This is a genomic window from Pseudarthrobacter xylosi, assembly GCF_055412765.1.
The window spans coordinates 89,248-108,466 of sequence record NZ_JBVAYT010000008.1; the positions used below are offsets into that span (position 1 = coordinate 89,248).

At 65.9% G+C, this 19,219-nt stretch carries 15 protein-coding genes; 6 read left to right on the forward strand and 9 right to left on the reverse strand.

Going from position 1 to position 19,219, the window contains the following annotated elements:
- Nucleotides 1-6: 6 nt before the first annotated feature.
- The 3 genes from ACZY1F_RS16480 to ACZY1F_RS16490 all read left to right on the forward strand — a co-directional run bounded on the left by ACZY1F_RS16480 (nt 7) and on the right by ACZY1F_RS16490 (nt 4,055).
- Nucleotides 7-3,018: a bifunctional [glutamine synthetase] adenylyltransferase/[glutamine synthetase]-adenylyl-L-tyrosine phosphorylase gene (locus ACZY1F_RS16480; RefSeq protein ID WP_463943104.1), complete on the forward strand. Its 3,012-nt coding sequence runs from the start codon at nt 7-9 to the stop codon at nt 3,016-3,018.
- Nucleotides 3,019-3,084: 66 nt separating this feature from the next.
- Nucleotides 3,085-3,528 (forward strand): VOC family protein, encoded by a 444-nt coding sequence (locus tag ACZY1F_RS16485; protein ID WP_463943106.1) that lies wholly within the window; start codon nt 3,085-3,087, stop codon nt 3,526-3,528.
- A gap of 8 nt (nt 3,529-3,536) precedes the next feature.
- Nucleotides 3,537-4,055 (forward strand): GNAT family N-acetyltransferase, encoded by a 519-nt coding sequence (locus ACZY1F_RS16490; RefSeq protein WP_463943107.1) that lies wholly within the window; start codon nt 3,537-3,539, stop codon nt 4,053-4,055.
- A 267-nt stretch (nt 4,056-4,322) separates the two neighbouring features.
- Here the strand turns inward: ACZY1F_RS16490 and glnA are convergent, their stop codons facing one another.
- A complete protein-coding gene (gene glnA, locus ACZY1F_RS16495) occupies nt 4,323-5,747 on the reverse strand; it encodes a type I glutamate--ammonia ligase (protein WP_463913336.1) in 1,425 nt (474 codons plus the stop codon).
- 284 nt (nt 5,748-6,031) lie between these two features.
- Between glnA and ACZY1F_RS16500 the strand changes: the two genes are divergently transcribed.
- Nucleotides 6,032-6,469: an RDD family protein gene (locus tag ACZY1F_RS16500; protein WP_463943108.1), complete on the forward strand. Its 438-nt coding sequence runs from the start codon at nt 6,032-6,034 to the stop codon at nt 6,467-6,469.
- A gap of 68 nt (nt 6,470-6,537) precedes the next feature.
- Here the strand turns inward: ACZY1F_RS16500 and ACZY1F_RS16505 are convergent, their stop codons facing one another.
- From ACZY1F_RS16505 to lipB, 4 genes are all read right to left on the reverse strand, one after another.
- Entirely contained in the window at nt 6,538-6,894 is a 357-nt protein-coding gene (locus ACZY1F_RS16505; protein ID WP_463943109.1) for a DUF3817 domain-containing protein, read from the reverse strand.
- A gap of 99 nt (nt 6,895-6,993) precedes the next feature.
- Nucleotides 6,994-7,746, reverse strand: coding sequence for a DUF4191 domain-containing protein (locus ACZY1F_RS16510; protein WP_463913344.1), 753 nt, complete (start codon nt 7,744-7,746; stop codon nt 6,994-6,996).
- An 86-nt stretch (nt 7,747-7,832) separates the two neighbouring features.
- Nucleotides 7,833-8,840, reverse strand: coding sequence for a lipoyl synthase (gene lipA / locus ACZY1F_RS16515; RefSeq protein ID WP_463943110.1), 1,008 nt, complete (start codon nt 8,838-8,840; stop codon nt 7,833-7,835).
- Complete coding sequence (gene lipB, locus ACZY1F_RS16520) at nt 8,837-9,505, reverse strand: lipoyl(octanoyl) transferase LipB (RefSeq protein ID WP_463943112.1); 669 nt, start codon at nt 9,503-9,505, stop codon at nt 8,837-8,839. The genes lipA and lipB overlap by 4 nt, the downstream gene beginning before the upstream one ends.
- Before the next feature lie 137 nt (nt 9,506-9,642).
- Between lipB and ACZY1F_RS16525 the strand changes: the two genes are divergently transcribed.
- Entirely contained in the window at nt 9,643-11,547 is a 1,905-nt protein-coding gene (locus tag ACZY1F_RS16525; RefSeq protein WP_463943113.1) for a serine/threonine protein kinase, read from the forward strand.
- Nucleotides 11,548-11,588: 41 nt separating this feature from the next.
- On the opposite strand, the gene ACZY1F_RS16530 is transcribed toward ACZY1F_RS16525, so the two are convergent.
- Nucleotides 11,589-12,482, reverse strand: a complete 894-nt coding sequence (locus ACZY1F_RS16530; RefSeq protein WP_463943115.1) for a TIGR01777 family oxidoreductase — start codon at nt 12,480-12,482, stop codon at nt 11,589-11,591.
- Between the two features lie 74 nt (nt 12,483-12,556).
- Here ACZY1F_RS16530 and ACZY1F_RS16535 point away from each other — a divergent pair, with 74 nt between their 5' ends.
- Complete coding sequence (locus tag ACZY1F_RS16535; protein WP_463943117.1) at nt 12,557-16,069, forward strand: S41 family peptidase; 3,513 nt, start codon at nt 12,557-12,559, stop codon at nt 16,067-16,069.
- Nucleotides 16,070-16,195: 126 nt separating this feature from the next.
- On the opposite strand, the gene ACZY1F_RS16540 is transcribed toward ACZY1F_RS16535, so the two are convergent.
- The 3 genes from ACZY1F_RS16540 to sucB all read right to left on the reverse strand — a co-directional run bounded on the left by ACZY1F_RS16540 (nt 16,196) and on the right by sucB (nt 19,129).
- The gene (locus tag ACZY1F_RS16540) at nt 16,196-16,624 is read right to left on the reverse strand and encodes an OsmC family protein (protein WP_463943119.1); all 429 of its coding nucleotides are present in this window, start codon (nt 16,622-16,624) and stop codon (nt 16,196-16,198) included.
- Between the two features lie 234 nt (nt 16,625-16,858).
- The gene (locus ACZY1F_RS16545) at nt 16,859-17,209 is read right to left on the reverse strand and encodes a hypothetical protein (protein ID WP_463943120.1); all 351 of its coding nucleotides are present in this window, start codon (nt 17,207-17,209) and stop codon (nt 16,859-16,861) included.
- A 165-nt stretch (nt 17,210-17,374) separates the two neighbouring features.
- Nucleotides 17,375-19,129: a 2-oxoglutarate dehydrogenase, E2 component, dihydrolipoamide succinyltransferase gene (gene sucB / locus ACZY1F_RS16550; RefSeq protein ID WP_463943121.1), complete on the reverse strand. Its 1,755-nt coding sequence runs from the start codon at nt 19,127-19,129 to the stop codon at nt 17,375-17,377.
- Nucleotides 19,130-19,219 lie beyond the last annotated feature (90 nt).

A 19,219-nucleotide genomic window follows, 5' to 3' on the forward strand; every position in this document is an offset into this window, starting at 1 on the left:
GCGGCGGTGAGCCTCGCACGCCGCCTCATCTCAGCCGGCTTCAGTGACCTGGAGAAGGGTGAGCGCTTCCTTGCTGCCCCGGAACTGGACGGCCTCGACCCGGACAGGATCTTCGCCGGCCTGCAGCTGGCCGCCAACCCCGACACCGCCCTGCAGTCTCTAGTGCGGCTGATTGAAAAGCACCCCGGCCTCCGGGAGCTGGCGGCGGCCGATCCGGAGACCAGCGAGCCGCTCTACCGGGTACTCGGGGCCTCCGAAGCGCTGGGGGAATTCCTCATCCGGCACCCGGAACACCTCGACGCCTTCGACGTCGCGACCAGTCCCGAGCCATTGCAGGCAGATCCGGAACAGCTCCGATCTGTCCTCCTGAAATCCGTCCGCGCGGAGCCCGCGTCAGCCCGGCCGGTGGCGGGAATGACCGGAACCGACGCTTATGCCGCGTTGCGCTCGGCCTACCGCCGTGGGGTGGTGGACCTGGCGGTCAAGGACATGTGCGCCGCTGACCCGCTGGACTTTATGCCCGCCGTCGGGGCTGAGCTCGCTGACCTCGCGGGGGCCGCGATCGAAGCTGCGCTGGCAGTTTCCCGTGCCGAGGTCGCTGAGCAGTTCAGCGCCGGGGAAGTGGCCGCAGTTGGCCTGGCCGTCATCGGGATGGGCAAATGCGGAGCGCGGGAACTGAACTATATTTCCGACGTCGACGTTATCTACGTGATCGACGCCGGCGACCTCGACGACGCCCGTGCCAACACCATCGGCACAGCTTTGGCCACCGGTATTTCCCGGGCCATCTCCTCGGTGGCGCGCGAGCCCGGCCTCTGGGAAGTGGACGCCAACCTACGGCCGGAGGGCAAGTCCGGCCCCTTGGTCAGGACCCTCGCTTCGCATGAAAGCTATTACGCGCGTTGGGCCGAAAGCTGGGAGTTCCAGGCGCTCCTGAAGGCACGGACCATCGCCGGTGACAGGGACTTGGGGGAGCGCTACGAAAAGGCCGTGGCCCCATTGATCTGGAGCTCCGCGGGCCGTGAAGGGTTCGTGGAGTCCGTGCAGGCGATGCGCCGCAGGGTTACCGAGCACATCCCGGCGGCGGAGGAGCAGCGGCAGATCAAGCTTGGCCGCGGCGGCCTCAGGGACGTGGAGTTCACCGTGCAGCTGCTCCAGCTGGTGCACGGAAAATCCGACGAAACCATTCGGCGCAGGGATACCACCGCGGCCATCGCGGCACTCTCGGCCGGGGGCTATATCGGCCGGACCGACGCCGCCGCTTTCGATCACGCGTACCGGTACCTTCGCCTCCTGGAACACCGCATCCAGCTGTTCCAGCTCCGGCGGACGCACCTGATGCCCGTCAGCGAGGCGGCGCAGCGAGCCCTCGCGAAGGCTGTGCTCAGCCCCTTCTCCAATGACAGGCCGCCGCCGGCTTCGCTACTGGCCACCTGGCAGAAGACCAAACGCTCTGTCCGTGAACTGCACGAACGAATTTTCTACCGCCCGTTGCTTAACACCGCGGCCAAACTCAGCAGCGAGGACGCCAGGCTGACGCCTGAAGCCGCCCAGGGCCGCCTCGCCGCGCTGGGCTATCGCGACCCACAGGGGGCGATGCGGCACATCGAGGCGCTCACGGCCGGCGTCAGCCGGCGGGCAGCCCTGCAACGCCAGCTGCTGCCTATCCTGCTGGACTGGCTCGCCGAAGGCGTTGATCCCGATGCTGGCCTGCTCGCGTTCCGGCGCGTCAGTGAAGCCCTCGGCACCACCCACTGGTACCTGGGCATGCTCCGGGATTCCACGGCGGCCGCTGAACGGCTATGCCACGTGCTCTCCAACTCACGGCTGATTGCGGACCTTCTGGAAGTTTCGCCGGAATCGGTGGCATGGCTGGGTACCAACAAGGACCTTGTGCCGTTGGGCTTTGAAGCCCAATGGCAGGAGATCACGGCCAAGATGTCCCGGCACTCGGACCCGGAAAACGCCATCAGGCTGATCAGGCTGATCAGGCGCCGGGAGATCCTCCGGATCGCGATCGCCGATTCTGCCGGGATGCTCAACCAGGACCAGGTGGGCGCGGCGCTGGCGGACACGGACCGGGCAGCGGTGCTTGGCGCCCTGCGTGTGGCCGAAGGCATCGTTTCCGCCGAGGGACCGCTGAAGACCGCGCTGCTGGTGGTGGCCATGGGCCGGCAGGGCGGCCGCGAGATCGGCTACGGCTCTGATGCCGACGTGATGTACGTGCACCGCGCGTTGCCGGGCTTCACCGACGAGGAAGCACAGGATCAGGCGGCCCGGATTGTGGCCAAGGTGTCCAGCCTGCTCACCCAGCCGCTTAAGCCGGCGATCATGGCCGAACGGGTGCTGCAGATGGACGCCGATCTTCGGCCCGAAGGCAAAAACGGCGCCATGGTCCGCTCCCTCGATTCGTTCGCCGAGTATTACCGCCGCTGGTCGTTGATCTGGGAAGCGCAGGCGCTGCTGCGGGCCCGGCCCATGGCGGGTGACGACGCCCTGGCTGAGGACTTCCTGGCCCTCATCGACCCGATCAGGTACCCGGAGTCGATTTCAGAACAGGATGTCCGGGAGGTGCGCAGGGTCAAAGCGCGGGTGGAAGCGGAGCGGTTGCCGCGCGGCGCCGACCCCGCACGCCACCTGAAGCTTGGCCGCGGAGGACTGAGCGACGTCGAATGGCTGGTGCAGCTCCTTCAGCTCCAGCACGCGGCCAAGCACCCGGAACTGCGGACAACGTCCACGCTGGCGGCGCTTGAAGCAGCGGCTTCGCTGAACCTGCTCACGGCTGCCGACGCGAAGCTGCTGGCCGACGCGTGGCGGCTCGCCAGCCGGATCCGGTCCGCCAACGTCATCTGGAGCGGCAGGGCGTCGGACCTGCTGCCATCCGCACGGGGGGACCTGGAGGCGGTGGCCCGCTGGTGCGGCTACGAACCAGGCCACGCGGCCGCCCTGGAAGAGGACTACCTCCGCCTGAGCCGGCGGGCCCGGGGCGTGTTCGAGAAGGCCTTCTACGGCCATTAGCGGCTGTTTGAATCCTGCCCGGAAGGCTGCAGACAGCCGGAGAGGTGCGGTGCTAGGTTGGGGGCCATGGCAACGCAAATTTACGTGAACCTGCCCGTTAAGGACCTGAAACGGTCCGTCGATTTCTTCACCGCTTTGGGCTTCTCGTTCAACCCGGACTACACCGACGAGAACGCGACCTGCATGATCATCAACGACAACGCCTTTGTTATGCTCCTGGTAGAGGGCTTCTTCAAGACCTTCACCTCCAGGGACGTGGCCGATGCGACCAGTTCCACCGAGGCCATCATGGCCTTTTCGGTGGACAGCAAGGAAGACGTCGACGCAACCGTACGCAAGGCGTTGGCCGCCGGCGGCGCCCCGTCGCAGGAGGTCCAGGACTACGGCTTTATGTACAACCACAGTTTCCAGGACCCGGACGGGCACCTGTGGGAGGTCCTCTGGATGGACCCTGCCGGTCCATCGGCCGACGACGGGGCTCCCGACGGATCAGAAGGACAGCCGACCTGAAAACCCGGGTGGATTCGGTTTGGCTCATCGCCCTGGATGACCTCGACGGTGATGCCCTTGCCATCCAACTGGGTGAGGTAGCCAACCTTGAACTGGGCCCAGGACAAAGCAGCTTCGTTGGTGACCCGCTCCGCATGGTCCTGGCGGGACTGGAGGAGGATTCGCGGTTCCCCTATGTCGTGGAGGCTGCGGGCTACGCTGTTGGCGTGCTGACCCTCCAGGCCGGTGCCGCGCGCTTGGCCGGCTGGCCGGACGAGGATTCTGCGTGGCTGCTACGCGGTTTCCTGATCGACAGGCGCCACCAGGGGCAAGGCCTAGGACCGCTGGCGGCATCGTCCGCAGTGGAGGCCGCCGCGAAACTGACCGCCAGGCGTGGAACCCACGAGGCCGGCGTCGTGCTTTCCGTCAACGAAACCAACCCCGCCGGGCTGGCCGCGTACAGGACTGCCGGCTTTGCGGACCAGGGGCAGTACCTGGGCGGCAGTTCCGGACCGCAACGGACCATGTACCGGAGCTTTACGGGATAATTCGCCCAGACACGGCGGCCGGGCATTGCCTCCGGCCCCGCATTGACCGATCATGTGGATTGGCGGTGTTCTTCAAACCTTGTTGGGGGGAAGGCTTGAAAAGTCTTCGTCTCGGGGAGCACATGTCAGGGGGCTGGTTCCTGGTCTCAGCACGTCTGGAGCCAGCCTCCACCTTTGGGACAAAAAAGTCCGCCCGGGCCGCAGCACTGATGCTGGCGGCCCGGGCGGACTCTTTGGCGGACTGAACGGGTTCAGCCGCGGATCTGGCTAGACGCCGTAGTAGAGCTCGAACTCGTACGGGTTCGGGCGCAGGGACAGCGGACGGATCTCGTACTCGTACTTGTACTCGATCCAGGTGTCGATCAGGTCCTGGGTGAACACGCCACCGGCCTGCAGGAACTCGTTGTCCTCGCGCAGCGCCTCCAGTGCCTCTTCCAGCGAACCCGGAGCCTTCGGGATGTCCTTGGCTTCCTCGGCGGGCAGCTCGTAGAGGTCCTTGTCGATCGGAGCCGGCGGTTCGATGCGGTTGCGGATGCCGTCAATGCCGGCCATCAGCTGGGCAGCAAAGGCCAGGTACGGGTTGGACGAGGGGTCCGGAGCGCGGAACTCGATGCGCTTGGCCTTGGGGTTGGAGCCCGTGATGGGGATGCGGATACCGGCGGAGCGGTTGCCCTGCGAGTACACCATGTTGACCGGAGCTTCGAAGCCCTTGACCAGGCGGCGGTAGGAGTTCACCGTCGGGTTGGTGAAGGCGAGGACGGCTGAGGAGTGCTTCAGCAGGCCACCGATGTACCAGCGGGCCATGTCGGACAGGCCAGCGTAGCCCTTTTCGTCGTAGAACAGCGGCTCGCCATTGGTCCACAGCGACTGGTGGCAGTGCATGCCCGAACCGTTGTCGCCAAAGACCGGCTTCGGCATGAAGGTCACGGACTTGCCCCAGGCATCGGCCGTGTTCTTGACGACGTACTTGAACTTCTGCAGGTCGTCTGCGGCGTGGGTCAGGGTGGTGAACTTGTAGTTGATTTCAGCCTGGCCGGCGGAGCCTACCTCGTGGTGGCTGCGCTCGACCTCGAGGCCTGCCTCATCCAGGGCGACGCACATGGCGTCACGGAGGTCAGCCTGCTTGTCGGTGGGGGAAACCGGGAAGTAGCCGCCCTTGATGGGGGTCTTGTAGCCGAGGTTTCCGCCCTCTTCTTCGCGGCCGGTGTTCCAGTGCGCTTCTTCGGAGTCGATCTTGTAGAAGCTGCCCTCGGGGGAGGACTGGTACTGGACGTTGTCGAAGACGAAGAATTCGGCTTCCGGAGCGAAGAACGCGGTGTCGGCGATGCCCGTGGAGGCGAGGTAGGCCTCAGCCTTTTCGGCTACGCCACGGGGATCGCGGTGGTAAGGGTCTCCGGTGCGGGGGTTCACGATGGAGAAGTTCAGCGCAAGGGTCTTCTCCATGCGGAAGGTATCCAGGAATGCGGTGGTAACGTCCGGGATCAGCTGCATGTCGGATTCGGCGATGCCCTGGAAACCGCGGATGGAGGAACCATCGAAGAGCTGGCCGTTGATGAAGAAGTCCGCGTCGACGCTCTTTGCCGGCACGTTGAAGTGCTGCTGCACACCAGGGAGGTCGGTGAAGCGGATATCGACGAATTTAATTTCTTCGTCCTTGATGAACTTGAGGACTTCGTCCGCAGTCTTGAACATCTATGCTCCTTACGCATATGTAATAACTGGCTGGCAAGCCAACTGATCCAGCGCAATCCGAAGGGCAGGGAAACCAAGTTTCCCTGCTTGGCAGGTATTGCTTGAAACTTCTATCAGCCTATGGACACGTCATTTCCCGCCAGTGTCCACATTGTTTCGGGCAGGTTACAGAATGCCCTGTTCAGGTTACAGAATTGTCCTGATCAGGTAACGCTATCCGGTGCCCGTAGTGCGGTCCAACGGTTTCCACTCTGTGGTCGGCGGTGAGTCGGTAAGCTTGGACGGTGGTAGATCGCAATGACATTGGCTCCTGGCTCAGCGGACCGGACACGTCCGGCATCTCAAGGTACCCGGGGGAGCGCTTGGGAATGCCCGAATCCGGTTCCGGCTCCATGGCCAGGGCAGGCAGGCGCATTCTCGCCATCGTTCTTGACTGGGGGATCGCCCTGCTGATCAGCAATTTCGCCTTTGGCGGTGACGCCTGGGCCACGCTGGCGGTATTCGCCGCTGAACAGATACTGCTCATTGGCACCCTTGGTTACAGCATCGGCCACCGCGTGGCCGGGATCCAGGTGCTGCGCCTGGGTGGCGGACCCGCTGGCCCGATGGCCGCCGCGGTGAGGTCAGTGCTGCTGTGCCTGGTCATTCCTGCCGTAATTTTTGATCCGGACCAGCGGGGACTGCACGACAAGGCGATGAATACTGTCCTCGTCCGGCGCTAGCAGCAATCAGGAACCTGGCGACGGCGGTTTGCCGGCACCTCGCGCGCGGAATCCAGGGCGGTGCGGGGTCAGACCGCCGCCGTTTCCTTTGTCTCGGCAGGAACGCGCATGCGTGGCGTCAGGTAGCCGCGCTTTCCGGCCCAGCGTTCGAACGCGACAGTGGCGAACGGGAACACTGCCGACAGTCCTGCGAACAGGGCCACCACGAAGGGCCACCGCTGGATCCGCCACAGGGCGAGGGCGGCGATGCCGTAGCCCACAAACAGCGCACCGTGGATGGGGCCGGCGATCTCCACGCCCAGTTCGGTGGTCTTGGCGATCCACTTGAAGTACATGCCCGCCAGGAGCGCAGCCCAGCTGAAGCCTTCGGCAACCGCCAGGACGCGGAAGGTCCGGATAACGAGGGTTCTAACGGGAATCGTCATGTAGCTACTTCCAATCACTGTGCCCGCCTGGTGGGCGGCGTCCGGCAGACAAAAACCGCCCTGGTTCCGGCGAGCCGGAACCAGGGCGGTTCGAGAGTCTTAGCGTCCGCGGTTGGGACGCGCTTTGTAGGGGTCGATGCCCTTGGGAATCGGGAGGCGGTTACCCAGCGAGGAAATGCGCTTGGAAACTGCATTCACCTCAAGTTTGGTCAGTTCGTTCTTGAGCTTGCCCATCTTCTTCGCTACCTGGCTGATGGGGACCTGGCCCTCACCCTTGCCACTTTCGATCAAATGGACCGTAACGTTCGGGAGGATGCGGGCAAGGCGCTTACGCTCCGCGTCGAGCATCGGCTTAACGCGGATGGTGGGGCCTTCGCTGACAAGGACGACGCCGGGACGTCCGACGGCGCGGAACACGGCGTCCTGCGTGCGGGGGTTTACGGCGACCGGTTGGTCCTCGGTGATCCAGCCGCGCTTGAGTGTGCCCAGTGCCGCGCCTGAGGCTCCCGGCTGGTTCTCGATCTGGGCGAAGGCGGCGCGTTCGGCACGACGCGAGAGAATCAGGGTGGCGCCGAGGAGGCCCAGCGGAATGCCGATGAGCAGGCCGGTGATCCAGTTCTCCAGCCAAAAACCCACCAGGAAGCTGACAGCCACAACACCCAGGAAAACCAGCAGCATCAGCCACGGGACCATGGGATCATGGCGGCGAGTCATGTTAAAGACTTCGCCGATCTGCTTGAGCCGGCTGGGCTTCTTGACCTTTGCTTCTTTTGGCTTGCGCGAGAAGAGGCCACGCTTCGGGGCGTCAGAGGCCGCCGGAGTGCTGTTACTGGAATCAGGGGAGTTCGCCATAGTTCCTCAATTCTACGTGATTTATGCCTGAGGGCCGGACGCCGGAGAATGTCCAGCGCCGGCCCCCAGGGATACCAAACTACGGCTTAGGAATGTGCGGCGAGCAGTGAGCTGGCTTCCTGGCGGGTGCTGCCGGAGGACTCGATGTGGGCGAGCTGGGCCGGGATTTCCCAGCCCTTCTTCCGCATCGCGGTGGCCCAGAGCCGGCCGGCCCGGTACGAGGAACGGACCAGCGGCCCGGACATGACGCCGAGGAAGCCGATCTCCTTGGCCTCGTCCTGCAGGTCCACAAACTCCTGCGGCTTGACCCACCGGTCCACCGGCAGGTGCCGTTCGGACGGGCGGAGGTACTGGGTGATGGTGATCAGGTCGCAGCCGGCCTCGTGCAGGTCCCGCAGCGCCTCGGAGATCTCCTCACGGGTCTCGCCCATGCCCAGGATCAGGTTCGACTTCGTCACCATCCCGAGCTTCCGGCCCTGGGTGATGACATCCAGGGACCGCTCATACCGGAACGCCGGCCGGATCCGCTTGAAAATCCTGGGCACCGTCTCCACGTTGTGCGCGAAGACCTCGGGCTTGGAATCGCAGATCGCCTCAATGTGCTCGGGCTTGCCGGAAAAGTCAGGGATCAACAGTTCGACGCCGGTGCCCGGGTTCAGCTCGTGGATCTTCCGGACCGTCTCGGCGTACAGCCACACACCCTCATCGGCCAGATCATCCCGGGCCACCCCCGTCACGGTGGCGTAGCGCAGCTGCATCGCCAGGACCGAGCGGGCCACCTTCGTGGGCTCAAACATGTCCACCGGGGAAGGCTTGCCCGTATCGATCTGGCAAAAATCACAGCGGCGGGTGCATTCGGACCCGCCGATCAGGAACGTGGCTTCCTTGTCTTCCCAGCACTCAAAAATGTTCGGGCAGCCGGCCTCCTCACACACCGTGTGCAGGCCTTCCTTCTTGACCAGGTTCTTGAGCTGGACATACTCCGGACCCATCTGGACCTTCGCCTTGATCCACTCCGGCTTCCGCTCCACAGGTACTGCAGAGTTCCGCTGCTCAACGCGCAGCAGCTTCCGGCCTTCTGGTGCCAGTGTCACAGGAGTGCTCCCTCAGGGCTTGAAACGAGTGCTTCTTCGTGCTTGCGAAATTCTTCCATGAACCGGTCAGCGATATCGCCCGGGGCGATGTTCCTGCCGGTTTCGATGGACATTGTGGTGACGCTGGCGTCGGTGATGCCACAGGCGATGATCTGGGCATAAGGCGCCAGATCATTGTTGCAGTTGATGGCGACGCCGTGCATTGTGACCCCGTCCAGGACGCGGATGCCGATCGCTGCAATCTTCCGGTCCGGGCCTTTGCTGTCAGCGGTGATCCACACGCCGGCCCGTCCCTTGATGCGCTCAGCGTTGATGCCATAGTCGGCAATAACGGCGATCATGACCGCTTCAAGCCGCTCAACATAGTCTCGGATGCCTGACCGGTTCTTCAGCTTGAGAATCGGATACGCGATCAGCTGGCCGGGGCCGTGCCAGGTGAGCTTGCCGCCGCGGTCCACCGCCACAACAGGCGTACCGTCCAAGGGGCGCTCGTGCTCTTCTGTGAGCTTGCCGGCTGTGTAGACGGCGGCATGTTCAAGGATGAGGACGGTACTGGGAGCCTCGGCTGCGACGACCTTGCCGTGGATCACGCGCTGCAGATCCCAGCCGCGGGTGTAGTCAACGAAATCCGGGGCGAGACCCACCTGTGAAAACTCAAGAGTCATGCCGTCCAGCTTAGACCCCGATCCGCGAGGGATCCGGCTATAGTGGCGGAGCTCTCATGCCACCGGCGGATCCAGTGAATGCCCGTGGCCTGTGGATAACTTCTGCAGGCATTCCTCGATTCCGCTAGACATGAGTCATGGATGATTTCACTGCCCCGGTGGTTCCAGGTTTCCTTGTGGGCCGCATCTTGGGCCGCGGCGGTAGTTCAACAGTGTGGCTGGTATCCGAAGAGAGGTCCGGCCGGGAGTTTGCCCTGAAATGCCTTGGTGAAGGGCCCGCCGGGGTGGCCGGTCGCGGCGAAGGCAGGGAGCCCGGGGGCGAGGCCGAGGAAGCCATCCGCCGTGAAATCCGTATTCTTTCTGTCCTCTGCCATCAGCACCTGATCAAGGCACACGACGCCGTCCGTTTTCACCGTTCGGCGGGATCAGCGGGGTCGGGCGGAGGGTCAATAGGGCTGCTGCTGGATTACGCACCTGGCGGTTCCCTCGGAGACTTGGTCGGCAGCAGGGGCAAGCTCACCATTGGGGAGACGGTCACGGTGCTCACCCCTGTTGCCCAGGTACTTGGCTACCTGCACGGCCAGGGGTTCACCCACGGTGACGTATCGCCCGGGAACGTCCTCTTTACGGGGCATGGCAAGCCGATGCTCTCCGATGTCGGCATTGCACGGATGGTGGGTGATGTTTCAGTGGTGCCGGACCATGGCACCGCGGGGTTTATGGATCCGGCACCGGTAGACGCCGTAAGGGCCGGGCTGCAGCCGGAACGTGACGTCTATTCGGTGGCGGCACTGGGGTGGTACTGCCTTACGGGCCAGCCGCCACGCCGGACTGCTGATCGCCCACCCCTCTCGCTCCTGCTCCCTGACGTTCCAGCCGAGCTGGCCGCTGCCTTGGAGGCGGGACTCAATGAGGACAGGCGGCTGCGACCCACGGCTGTTGAGCTGGCGACGGCGGTCTACCGCAGTGCCCCGCCGCTGCCGGTGGACCTCGCTTCCTCGGTCCACGCCACGGTTATTCCGCAGCTGCTGACGCGGCGCCGCGTCCCGGAACGTCCCCATGGCGCGCTCCGGCGTGGCCTCCAGGCCTGGCGGCGCCGGATCTCGACGTCGCGGTGGTCCGGGCTGGTGGGGGCTCGGCAGGTCCTTCCGTTCCCGGCTGCGGACGAAAGGGAGATGCCAGTGGTTCGCGAGCCAATGCTCCGCCTACCGGAGGCCAGGGCGCGAGAGGCCGGCAGTCAGGCCTCGCCGGTCCATGCGGTCGACGGTGAAAAGACGGCGCCGCGCGGCAGGCATGCCGTGGAACCTGGCTCAAACGATCAAGAACCAATCCCCGGGGCGAAACGTCGGGCTGTGCCGTCCCGGAAGTCAGTGGACGCCGTCGCGAACCGGCGAGTTGGGCGTGTGGGGAGGGCCGGCCGCAACCGGGGAACCGTGCCGCTGGCGTCGGGAGCCGTTGCCATCCTGGCAGGCGTTACATGGGCCGCCGGCGCCTTTGGGGCAGGCGGACCGTGGGCCCTACCCGCTGGACCAGAGGTGGTGGCTGCCGGTGAAAGGACCCGTGGGCTGGCGGACGCGGAGAGCGCGGATACCGGAGAGGCGGACACCATGCTCGCCGCGGCAGGCGTCCCGGCCGCCGCCGCGGTGCAGCTGGATTCGGCCGACCCGCTCGACGCAGTCCGGGGACTGGCCGCTGTGAGGTCCCTGGCGTTCAGCTCCGGCCGGCTGGAGCTGCTGGACATGGTTAATGCTCCGGGATCGGCGGCCTCTGCCGCGGACGCAGGCCTCAAGGCTGAACTCCAGGGGTCCGGCCACGTCCTGGCCGGCTTCACCACTTCCGTATCGAACCTGCAGGTCCAGCCCGGCAGTCCGTCCGGCCAGGTTGTTGTCAGCGTCACGTCCGCCACGTCGCCCTATGAGGAAAGGAATGCGACCGGAACCGCCGTGGCAACGGGCGCGCCGGTGGCCGCACAGAGCCTCCGGCTGGTGTTGGTCTCCGTGGACGGCCGCTGGCGGATTTCGGATGTCCTGCCGGGGTCCTGACGGGTTGCCTCAGCGCGTTTGCCCAGCCCACTGACAGAGGCTCAGTGCTTGCCGGCCACCCAGGCGGCAGCCTCGGCCAGTGACGGGTGTTGCCACGTGAAGCCGGCTGCCTCGAGGGCCGCCGGTTCCATCCGCTGGCTGGACAGGATAAGTTCGTCGGCCAGATGCCCCATCACCAGGCGCAGGGCCGGCGACGGTACCCGGAAAAATGCCGGCCGATGGAGCGCGGATGCCAGCGCGCCGATCAATGCGTTGACGTCAGCGCTTTCAGGGGCGCAGACATTGACCGGTCCGTGCAACCCGGTGTCGGCGAGGAACATAAAGGCCGCGGCGACGTCCGGAAGCGTAATCCACGGCCAGTACTGCCTGCCGTGGCCGAGTGGACCGCCCAGACCGAGGCGAAGCAGCGGCAGCATCGGACCCAGTGCGCCACCTGCGGGGCTGAGGACAACCCCGGTGCGTGGGGTGACCACGCGGACACCGGGCGGCGCCTGATGCGCGGCCGCCTCCCATTCGACGCAGATTCGGGACAGAACGCCCGAACCCGGCGACGCACCCTCCCGGAGTTGGGCGGACCCCGAATCGCCGTAGTACCCGGACGCCGACTGGCTGATAAACGTGCGCGGCGGGCTGTCAAGCGTGGCCATGGCGGCGGTCAGAGTGCCGGTGGCAGCCAACCGCGAAGTCAACAGCTCGTCGATGCGGCGCCTGGTCCAGGGTCTGTCCCCGATCCCGGCACCGGCGAGGTTGATCACGGTGTCCGCTCCGGCCAAGGCCAGGGGGTCCAGCCGATGCGCTGCCGGGTCCCAGCGGACTTCGGCCGCGGATGTGGGCTCGCGCCGGACGAGGGTGGTCACGTCATGGCCAGCCAATCGCAGCGTTGCGGACAAGTGGGTCCCGATCAGCCCTGAGGCTCCGGCAATAACGATGTGCATGATCCATCTCACCACGGCCCGCACGCCGCCGGTACCTCCCTCGGACCATACCGGGAGTTGACTATGATCGAACGATGACTTCTTCGAGCTACTTCCGGTTTCCGCATGTCCACGGCGATCTGGTCACGTTTGTGGCAGAGGACGACGTATGGATCGCACCACTCAGCGGCGGCCGCGCGTGGCGGGTGTCGTCACTGCAGCTGCCCGTCCGGAATCCGCGGTTTACGCCTGACGGCAAGCGGCTGGTCTGGACTGTTATCCAGGGGACCGCACCGGAAGTGGTCTCGGCGGAGGTGGACGGCGGTGGCTACCGGCAACTGACATATTTCGGCCACGCCACAACCAAGGTCAAAGGCTTCACCGCCGCCGGCGACGTAGTGGTGACCAGCGCGTTCCGCCAGGCTGAAAACCGGCATACCTACGCTTACAGCGTCCCGGTCGACGGCGGGTCGGCTGAGGAGCTCCCCTTTGGGCCCGTCGAATCCGTAGCCTTCGGCCCTGAAGTTGGGGACGAGCGGCCGGTTGTCCTGGCCAGCGTGCTCTCCCGTGAACCGGCCTGGTGGAAGCGGTACCGCGGCGGCACCGCGGGCAAGCTCTGGATTGACACCGACGGAAACGGCGAGTTCGAGCGCCTGGTTCCCCACCTGGACGGAAACCTCACAGATCCGCTGTGGGTGGACGGGCGCATCGCCTTCCTGTCCGACCACGAGGGTTACGGAAACCTGTACTCGGTGCTGCCCGGCGGCGGCGATCTCCGACGTCACACGGACCACGAGGACTTCTACGTCCGGCACGCGTCCACCGACGGGAAGCGGGTTATCTTCGAATCTGCGGGCGAACTCTGGATCTTGCACGACCTGTCGTCTGCCGCGGTACGGCTGGACATCTCGCTGGGCTCCGCGTCGCAATCGCGCCGCCCGGGCCTGCTGAAAGCCTCCAAACACCTGGGCGCGGTGGTGCCGGATGACAGCGGCTCTGCCAGCGTCGTAGAGGCCCAAGGCACCCTTCACTGGCTCCGCCACAAGGACGGCCCGTCCCGTGTCGTTGAGGCCACCCCGGGCGTCCGCGCGCGGCTTCCCAAGCCGCTCGACGGCGGCCGCCTCGCCTATATCGCAGATCACGACGGTGTGGAGGCGATCTACATCAAGGAGATTGCCGCGCCAGTGCCCGACACTGTGGTTCCCGCCGTCACGGCAGCCCCCGTCCCAGCGCCCACCGCAGCGGATCGGGACCAAGCGGAAGCGCCACTGCCCCGGCCCGTTCCGGCGGCGACATCATCCGCAGCGGTGGCTGCCGACGTCGTTGTCCCGGTGCCGGATGACTCCCCGGCCGGCCAATCCCCGGCCGACGTGACCCTCAGCCCGGCGGGATCCGCCGTCAACGCAGGACCGTCACGTCTGACCCGCATCGCCTTCCCCAAACCGTCACGCGCCAGCGCCCTGGAAGCGAGCCCCGATGGCCGGTGGATTGCGGTGGGAACCTCCTTCGGCGACATCTATGTGGCGGACACAGCCACCGGGGACCTGTCCCTGGTCACCAGCATCGGCGTGGGGACCATCGCGGAACTCGCGTGGTCTCCGGACTCGCAGTGGCTGGCTTGGTCCGAACCCGTCACCTCGTTCGGCTCCCGGAGCCGGCTCCGGCTGGCCAACGCCACGGATCCGGCGGGCGGCATCGTCGAGGTCACTGACGGCCGTTTCTGCGACCTGTCCCCAAGTTTCACGCCGGACGGAAAGTTCCTGGCCTTCCTGTCCAACCGGAGCTTTGATCCGGTCTACGACGGGCACTCGTTCGACCTGTCCTTCCCGAGCCCCATCAAGCCGTACCTGGTGGCACTGGCGGCCACAACGCCGTCGCCGTTTGGCCCTGCTGTTGACCTGGCACCCGCCGCAAGCGCGGACGGCACGGACAGTACGGACGGCGCAGAGGCAGACGCCGCGGCAGGCGCTGCACCAGTGAGTGCGGTTCGTGTGGATCCGGCCGGGTTGGCGCACCGAGTCATCGGCGTTCCCGTGCCCCAGGGCAACTACACGTCACTGACGTCAACGGAGGGCGCACTGCTGTGGCTGGACTGGGCCCTGGCCGGCGTCACCGGTGACGGCAAAGCCAGCCAGGAAGACAAGGACGCCCGCCCCAGCCTGGTCCGGTTCGACCTGGCCCGCCGGAAGTCCGCCACGCTGGTGGAAGCCCTGGACAGCTACCGGCTCTCCGGCGACGGCAAGAAGGTGGTGCTCGTCAACGACAAGCAGATCAGCGTGGTTCCTTCTGCTGCCAAAGCCGATGAGGAATCCGGCCAGCTGGTCAAGGTGGACCTGGGCCGCATCCGCGTGATGATGGATCCGCTCAGCGTCTGGGGCCAGGCGTTTGACGAAGCCTGGCGCCTGCAGCGCGACTTCTTCTGGGCCGAAGACATGGCAGGACAGGATTGGGAATCGATCCACAAGCGGTACCGGCCGATCGTTGACCGGCTGGGGTCCCACGACGACCTGGTGGACCTGCTCTGGGAGCTGCACGGGGAACTGGGCACCTCGCACGCCTACGTCCGGCCGGCAGCGGTTACCGAAAACGGCAGCAATGGCCAGGGCCGGCTCGGCGCAGACTTTGTTTTCACAGCGGCCGGCTGGGAGATCACCCGGATCCTTGCCGGGGAGTCCTCGGACCCGCTGGCAACCTCGCCGCTGACCCGGCCCGGCGCTGCCGCGATGGCCGGGGACGTAGTACTGGCCATTGACGGTGTGCCGCTGTCCGCCACGGTGAGCCCCGCGATGCAGCTGGTGGGCGCTGCCGGACGGGCTGTGGAGCTGACTTTGCGCAACGGAGCCGGGCACGGCGTCGAGGCAGGGGAGCAGCGGCGGATCGCAGTGATCCCGGTCAAGGACGAGGAACGGCTGCGCTACCAGGAGTGGGTGGCCGCGAACCGCGGGATCGTCCGGGAGGCCTCCGGCGGCCGCTACGGGTACCTGCACATCCCGGACATGATGGCCAACGGCTGGGCACAGCTGCACCGCGACCTGGACACCGAAACTGCCCTGGACGGACTCATCGTGGATGTCCGCCGGAACCGTGGCGGCCACACGTCCCAGCTGGTGGCGGAGCTGATTGGCCGGAAGGTTACCGGCTGGAGCATGCCGCGTGGCGAACGTCCGCGGACCTACCCGCACCACGCGCCTCGGGGTCCGGTGATCATCCTCGCCGATGAATTTGCCGGCTCCGACGGCGATATCATCACCCAGGTCTCCAAATTGCGGGGGATCGGCCCGGTGATCGGCACCCGCACGTGGGGCGGTGTGGTGGGGATCGACAACCGGTTCTCCCTGGCCGACGGCACCGGCGTGACCCAGCCGCGGTACGCCACCTGGTTCGGTGGCGGCGTGGGCTGGTCCGTGGAAAACTACGGCGTGGATCCAGACATCGAAGTGCTGTACCCGCCGCACGCCTATGCCGCGGGCAGGGACCCCCAGCTGGAATACGGGATTGGTGCGCTCAAGGAAATGATCCAGGAGTTGCCTACCGACAAGCCCCCGGTCCGGGAAGGCTACCGCCGCCTGAAGCCCGCGCCGCTTCCGGACCGCCGGCACGGCGACTAAGGCCGGCCCCGCACCAACAGAACAACGAAGGCCCTGCCCCTCCCGGTTTAGTCCGGGCGGGGCAGGGCCTTCTCGGTTTCAGGTGCCGTCAGCGTCCATAGCGAACGCGGCAGGCGCCTGGGTGGATCAGGATTCCAGGGATGCGTCCAAAGTGATCTGGATGCTGGCCAGCGCGCCGGAGACCGGGCAGCCGGTCTTGGCCTCGCCGGCGATCCGCTGGAACTCCTCTTCGGAGATGCCGGGGATCTTGGCGGACATCGTCAGGTGGCTCCCCGTGATGCCGGTGCCGGGAACGAACGTCACGTCGGCTTTGGTGTTGACTTCGTCCGGAGCATGTCCGGCCTGGGCGAGCATGTTGCTGAACGCCATCGAGAAGCAGCTCGCGTGCGCTGCAGCGATCAGTTCTTCCGGGCTGGTCTTGCCTTCGGCCGCTTCGGTGCGGGCCTTCCAGGTAACCTCAAACGTGCCCAGGCCGGAGCTGTCCAGCGTGGTCTGACCCGACCCTGTCATCAGATCGCCGTTCCATACTGTGTGCGCAGTGCGTGTTGCTGCCATGTCCACTCCTCAAAGTCGGTTCGAACCGGGACCGGCCGTTGCCTGGCCCCGCCGGTTCCAATCCTAGGGATTGAGCGGCGGCCCTGCACACGGTGTCCGCTCTCAGTGGATTGTGACCGTGCGCCCGGCCGCCTGCCGACGGATGCCAGGCGGTGGATCCGCGTGGCCGTTAACAGCGACGGCGCCGCTCCCGGACGAGGGGAGCGGCGCCGTCGTGAGCGGTTCAGCCGGCGATCAGTTCCAGAGCGTGGCGATGGCCACGTTGAGCAGCGCAAGTCCGCCAACTCCGTGGGCCAGGCCCTTGCTGATGTCCTCGCCCTTTTTGTATTTGCGGCGGCCGATGAAAGCCAGCACGCCGACAGCCAGGGCGATCACGAACTTGATGCCCAGCTTGAAGTAGTTCGCGTCCATGTCGAGGGCAGGGATCAGGCCCATCAGCACAATGCCGGTGATGAGCTGAAGGGCCGCGCCATCGAACTGCCGGGGGTGGACCGTGGGGGTCTTCATGTTCCCGATCCAGATGCCGACGATCATGGCGGCGCCGACGATGTGCAGGAAGACCACGATGTTGTACACGATAATCATGCGACCAGTCTACGCAGAGCTTCTACGCCATGTAGTAAGGCGGTCGCCGGGTTTTTCTGTGTCGGCGGAAACAGGGAATCCAGGTGTTAAAGCGCGACGGCGGTGCTCGCGTTCCAGTGGTTTCCCACCGGTGCGTGCACCGCCGTCGTTCGGTTTTGCTTGGGGCTAGAGTCCCAGGTCGGCCTCGAAGGCGCCTTCTTCAAGGCGGGCCTTCAGGGTCTGGAGGAAGCGTCCTGCGTCCGCGCCGTCCACCAGGCGGTGGTCGTACGTGAGGGACAGGTACATCATGGAGCGGATGGCGATCGAGTCGTCACCGTTCTCATCGGCCACCACCACGGGGCGCTTGACGATCGCGCCGGTGCCCAGGATGCCCACCTGTGGCTGGTTGATGATCGGGGTGTCGAACAGGGCGCCCACCGAACCGATGTTGGTGATGCTGAACGTTCCGCCGGACAGTTCGTCCGGGCCGATCTTGCCATCGCGGGTGCGCCCGGCAACGTCGGCGATCTTGCCGGCCAGCCCGGCCAGGTTCAGGTTTCCGGCATCGGTGATGACCGGAACCAGAAGGCCCTTGTCCGTGTCCACGGCAATCGCCAGGTGCTCGGCGTTGTGGTAGGTGATTTCCTGCTTGTCCTCGTCGTACGCAGCGTTGAGCTTGGGGTGCTGCTTGAGGGCCTCGGCCACGGCCTTGGCGATGAACGGCAGGAACGTGAGCTTGACGCCGTTCTGGGCCTGGAACGAGTTCTTGGCCTTCAGGCGGAGCTTGGCCACCTTGGTCATGTCCACTTCGTGCACCTGCGTGAGCTGCGTGGAGATTTCAAGGGATTCGCGCATGCGGCGGGCGATAACCTGGCGGATGCGGGGGGCCTTCTGCGTGGTGCCGCGCAGGGATGATGCAGCCGGGCCGGCCGGAGCGGCGGACGGCTTGGCCGTTGCTGCTGCGGGCGGAGCGGCCTTGGCTTCTGCCGCGGCAAGGACGTCCTGCTTGCGGATGCGTCCACCAACGCCGGTGCCGGACAGTGATGAGACATCCACACCGTGCTGGTTTGCGAGCTTCCGGACCAGGGGCGTCACGTATCCCGACTCGCCGCCGCCGGCTGCAGGCTCGGCTGCGGGTGCCGGGGCTGAAACGGGAGCAGGTGCTGCTGCCGCGGCCGGTGCCGCCGGAGCGGCCTCTGCCTTGGGTGCAACGGGAGCAGGTGCCGCGGCGGGCGCCGGTGCCGCAGGCTCAGCGGCAGGCGCCGGAGCTGCTGCCGGTGCGGAGGCTGCGGGGGCAGCCGCGCCGGAGCCAATGACGGCGAGGACGGCGCCAACTTCGGCCGTTTCGTCTTCGTTGACCCGGATTTCCTGCAGCGTTCCCGCGACGGGGGACGGGATTTCGGTGTCAACCTTGTCCGTGGATACTTCGAGCAGCGGCTCATCCACTGCAACGGTGTCGCCGACGGCCTTCAGCCAGCGGGTGACAGTTCCTTCGGTGACGCTTTCGCCCAGTGCCGGGAGGGTGACGTCGTGGCTTTCGCCGTCCGAGGCGGCGGGAGCTGCCGCTGCGGGAGCTTCTGCAGCCGGTGCTTCGGCGGCGGGTGCTGCTGCGGCCGGAGCCTCTTCGGCGGGTGCCTCTGCAGCCGGTGCGGCGGGGGCTTCTTCGGCCGGGGCAGCTGCTTCGGGGGCGGCGCCGCCGCCGGAGCCGTCGCCGATGCGGACCAGGGGAGCGCCGACTTCGGCGGTCTCATCTTCAGCAACGAGGATTTCCTCGATGATGCCGGCAACCGGAGAGGGGATTTCGGTGTCTACTTTGTCGGTGGAAACCTCGAGCAGCGGTTCGTCCACCTCTACCCGGTCACCTACCTGCTTGAGCCAGCGGGTGACGGTTCCTTCGGTGACGCTCTCACCGAGGGCGGGCAAGTTAACGGATTCAGACATGTCGTCCCCGTTCTCCTTATTGATCTTTTGTGCGGATGATGGCTGGCTTGTTCGAGCTTAGTGCACCCGGCGGATCACGCCGGGTGCACT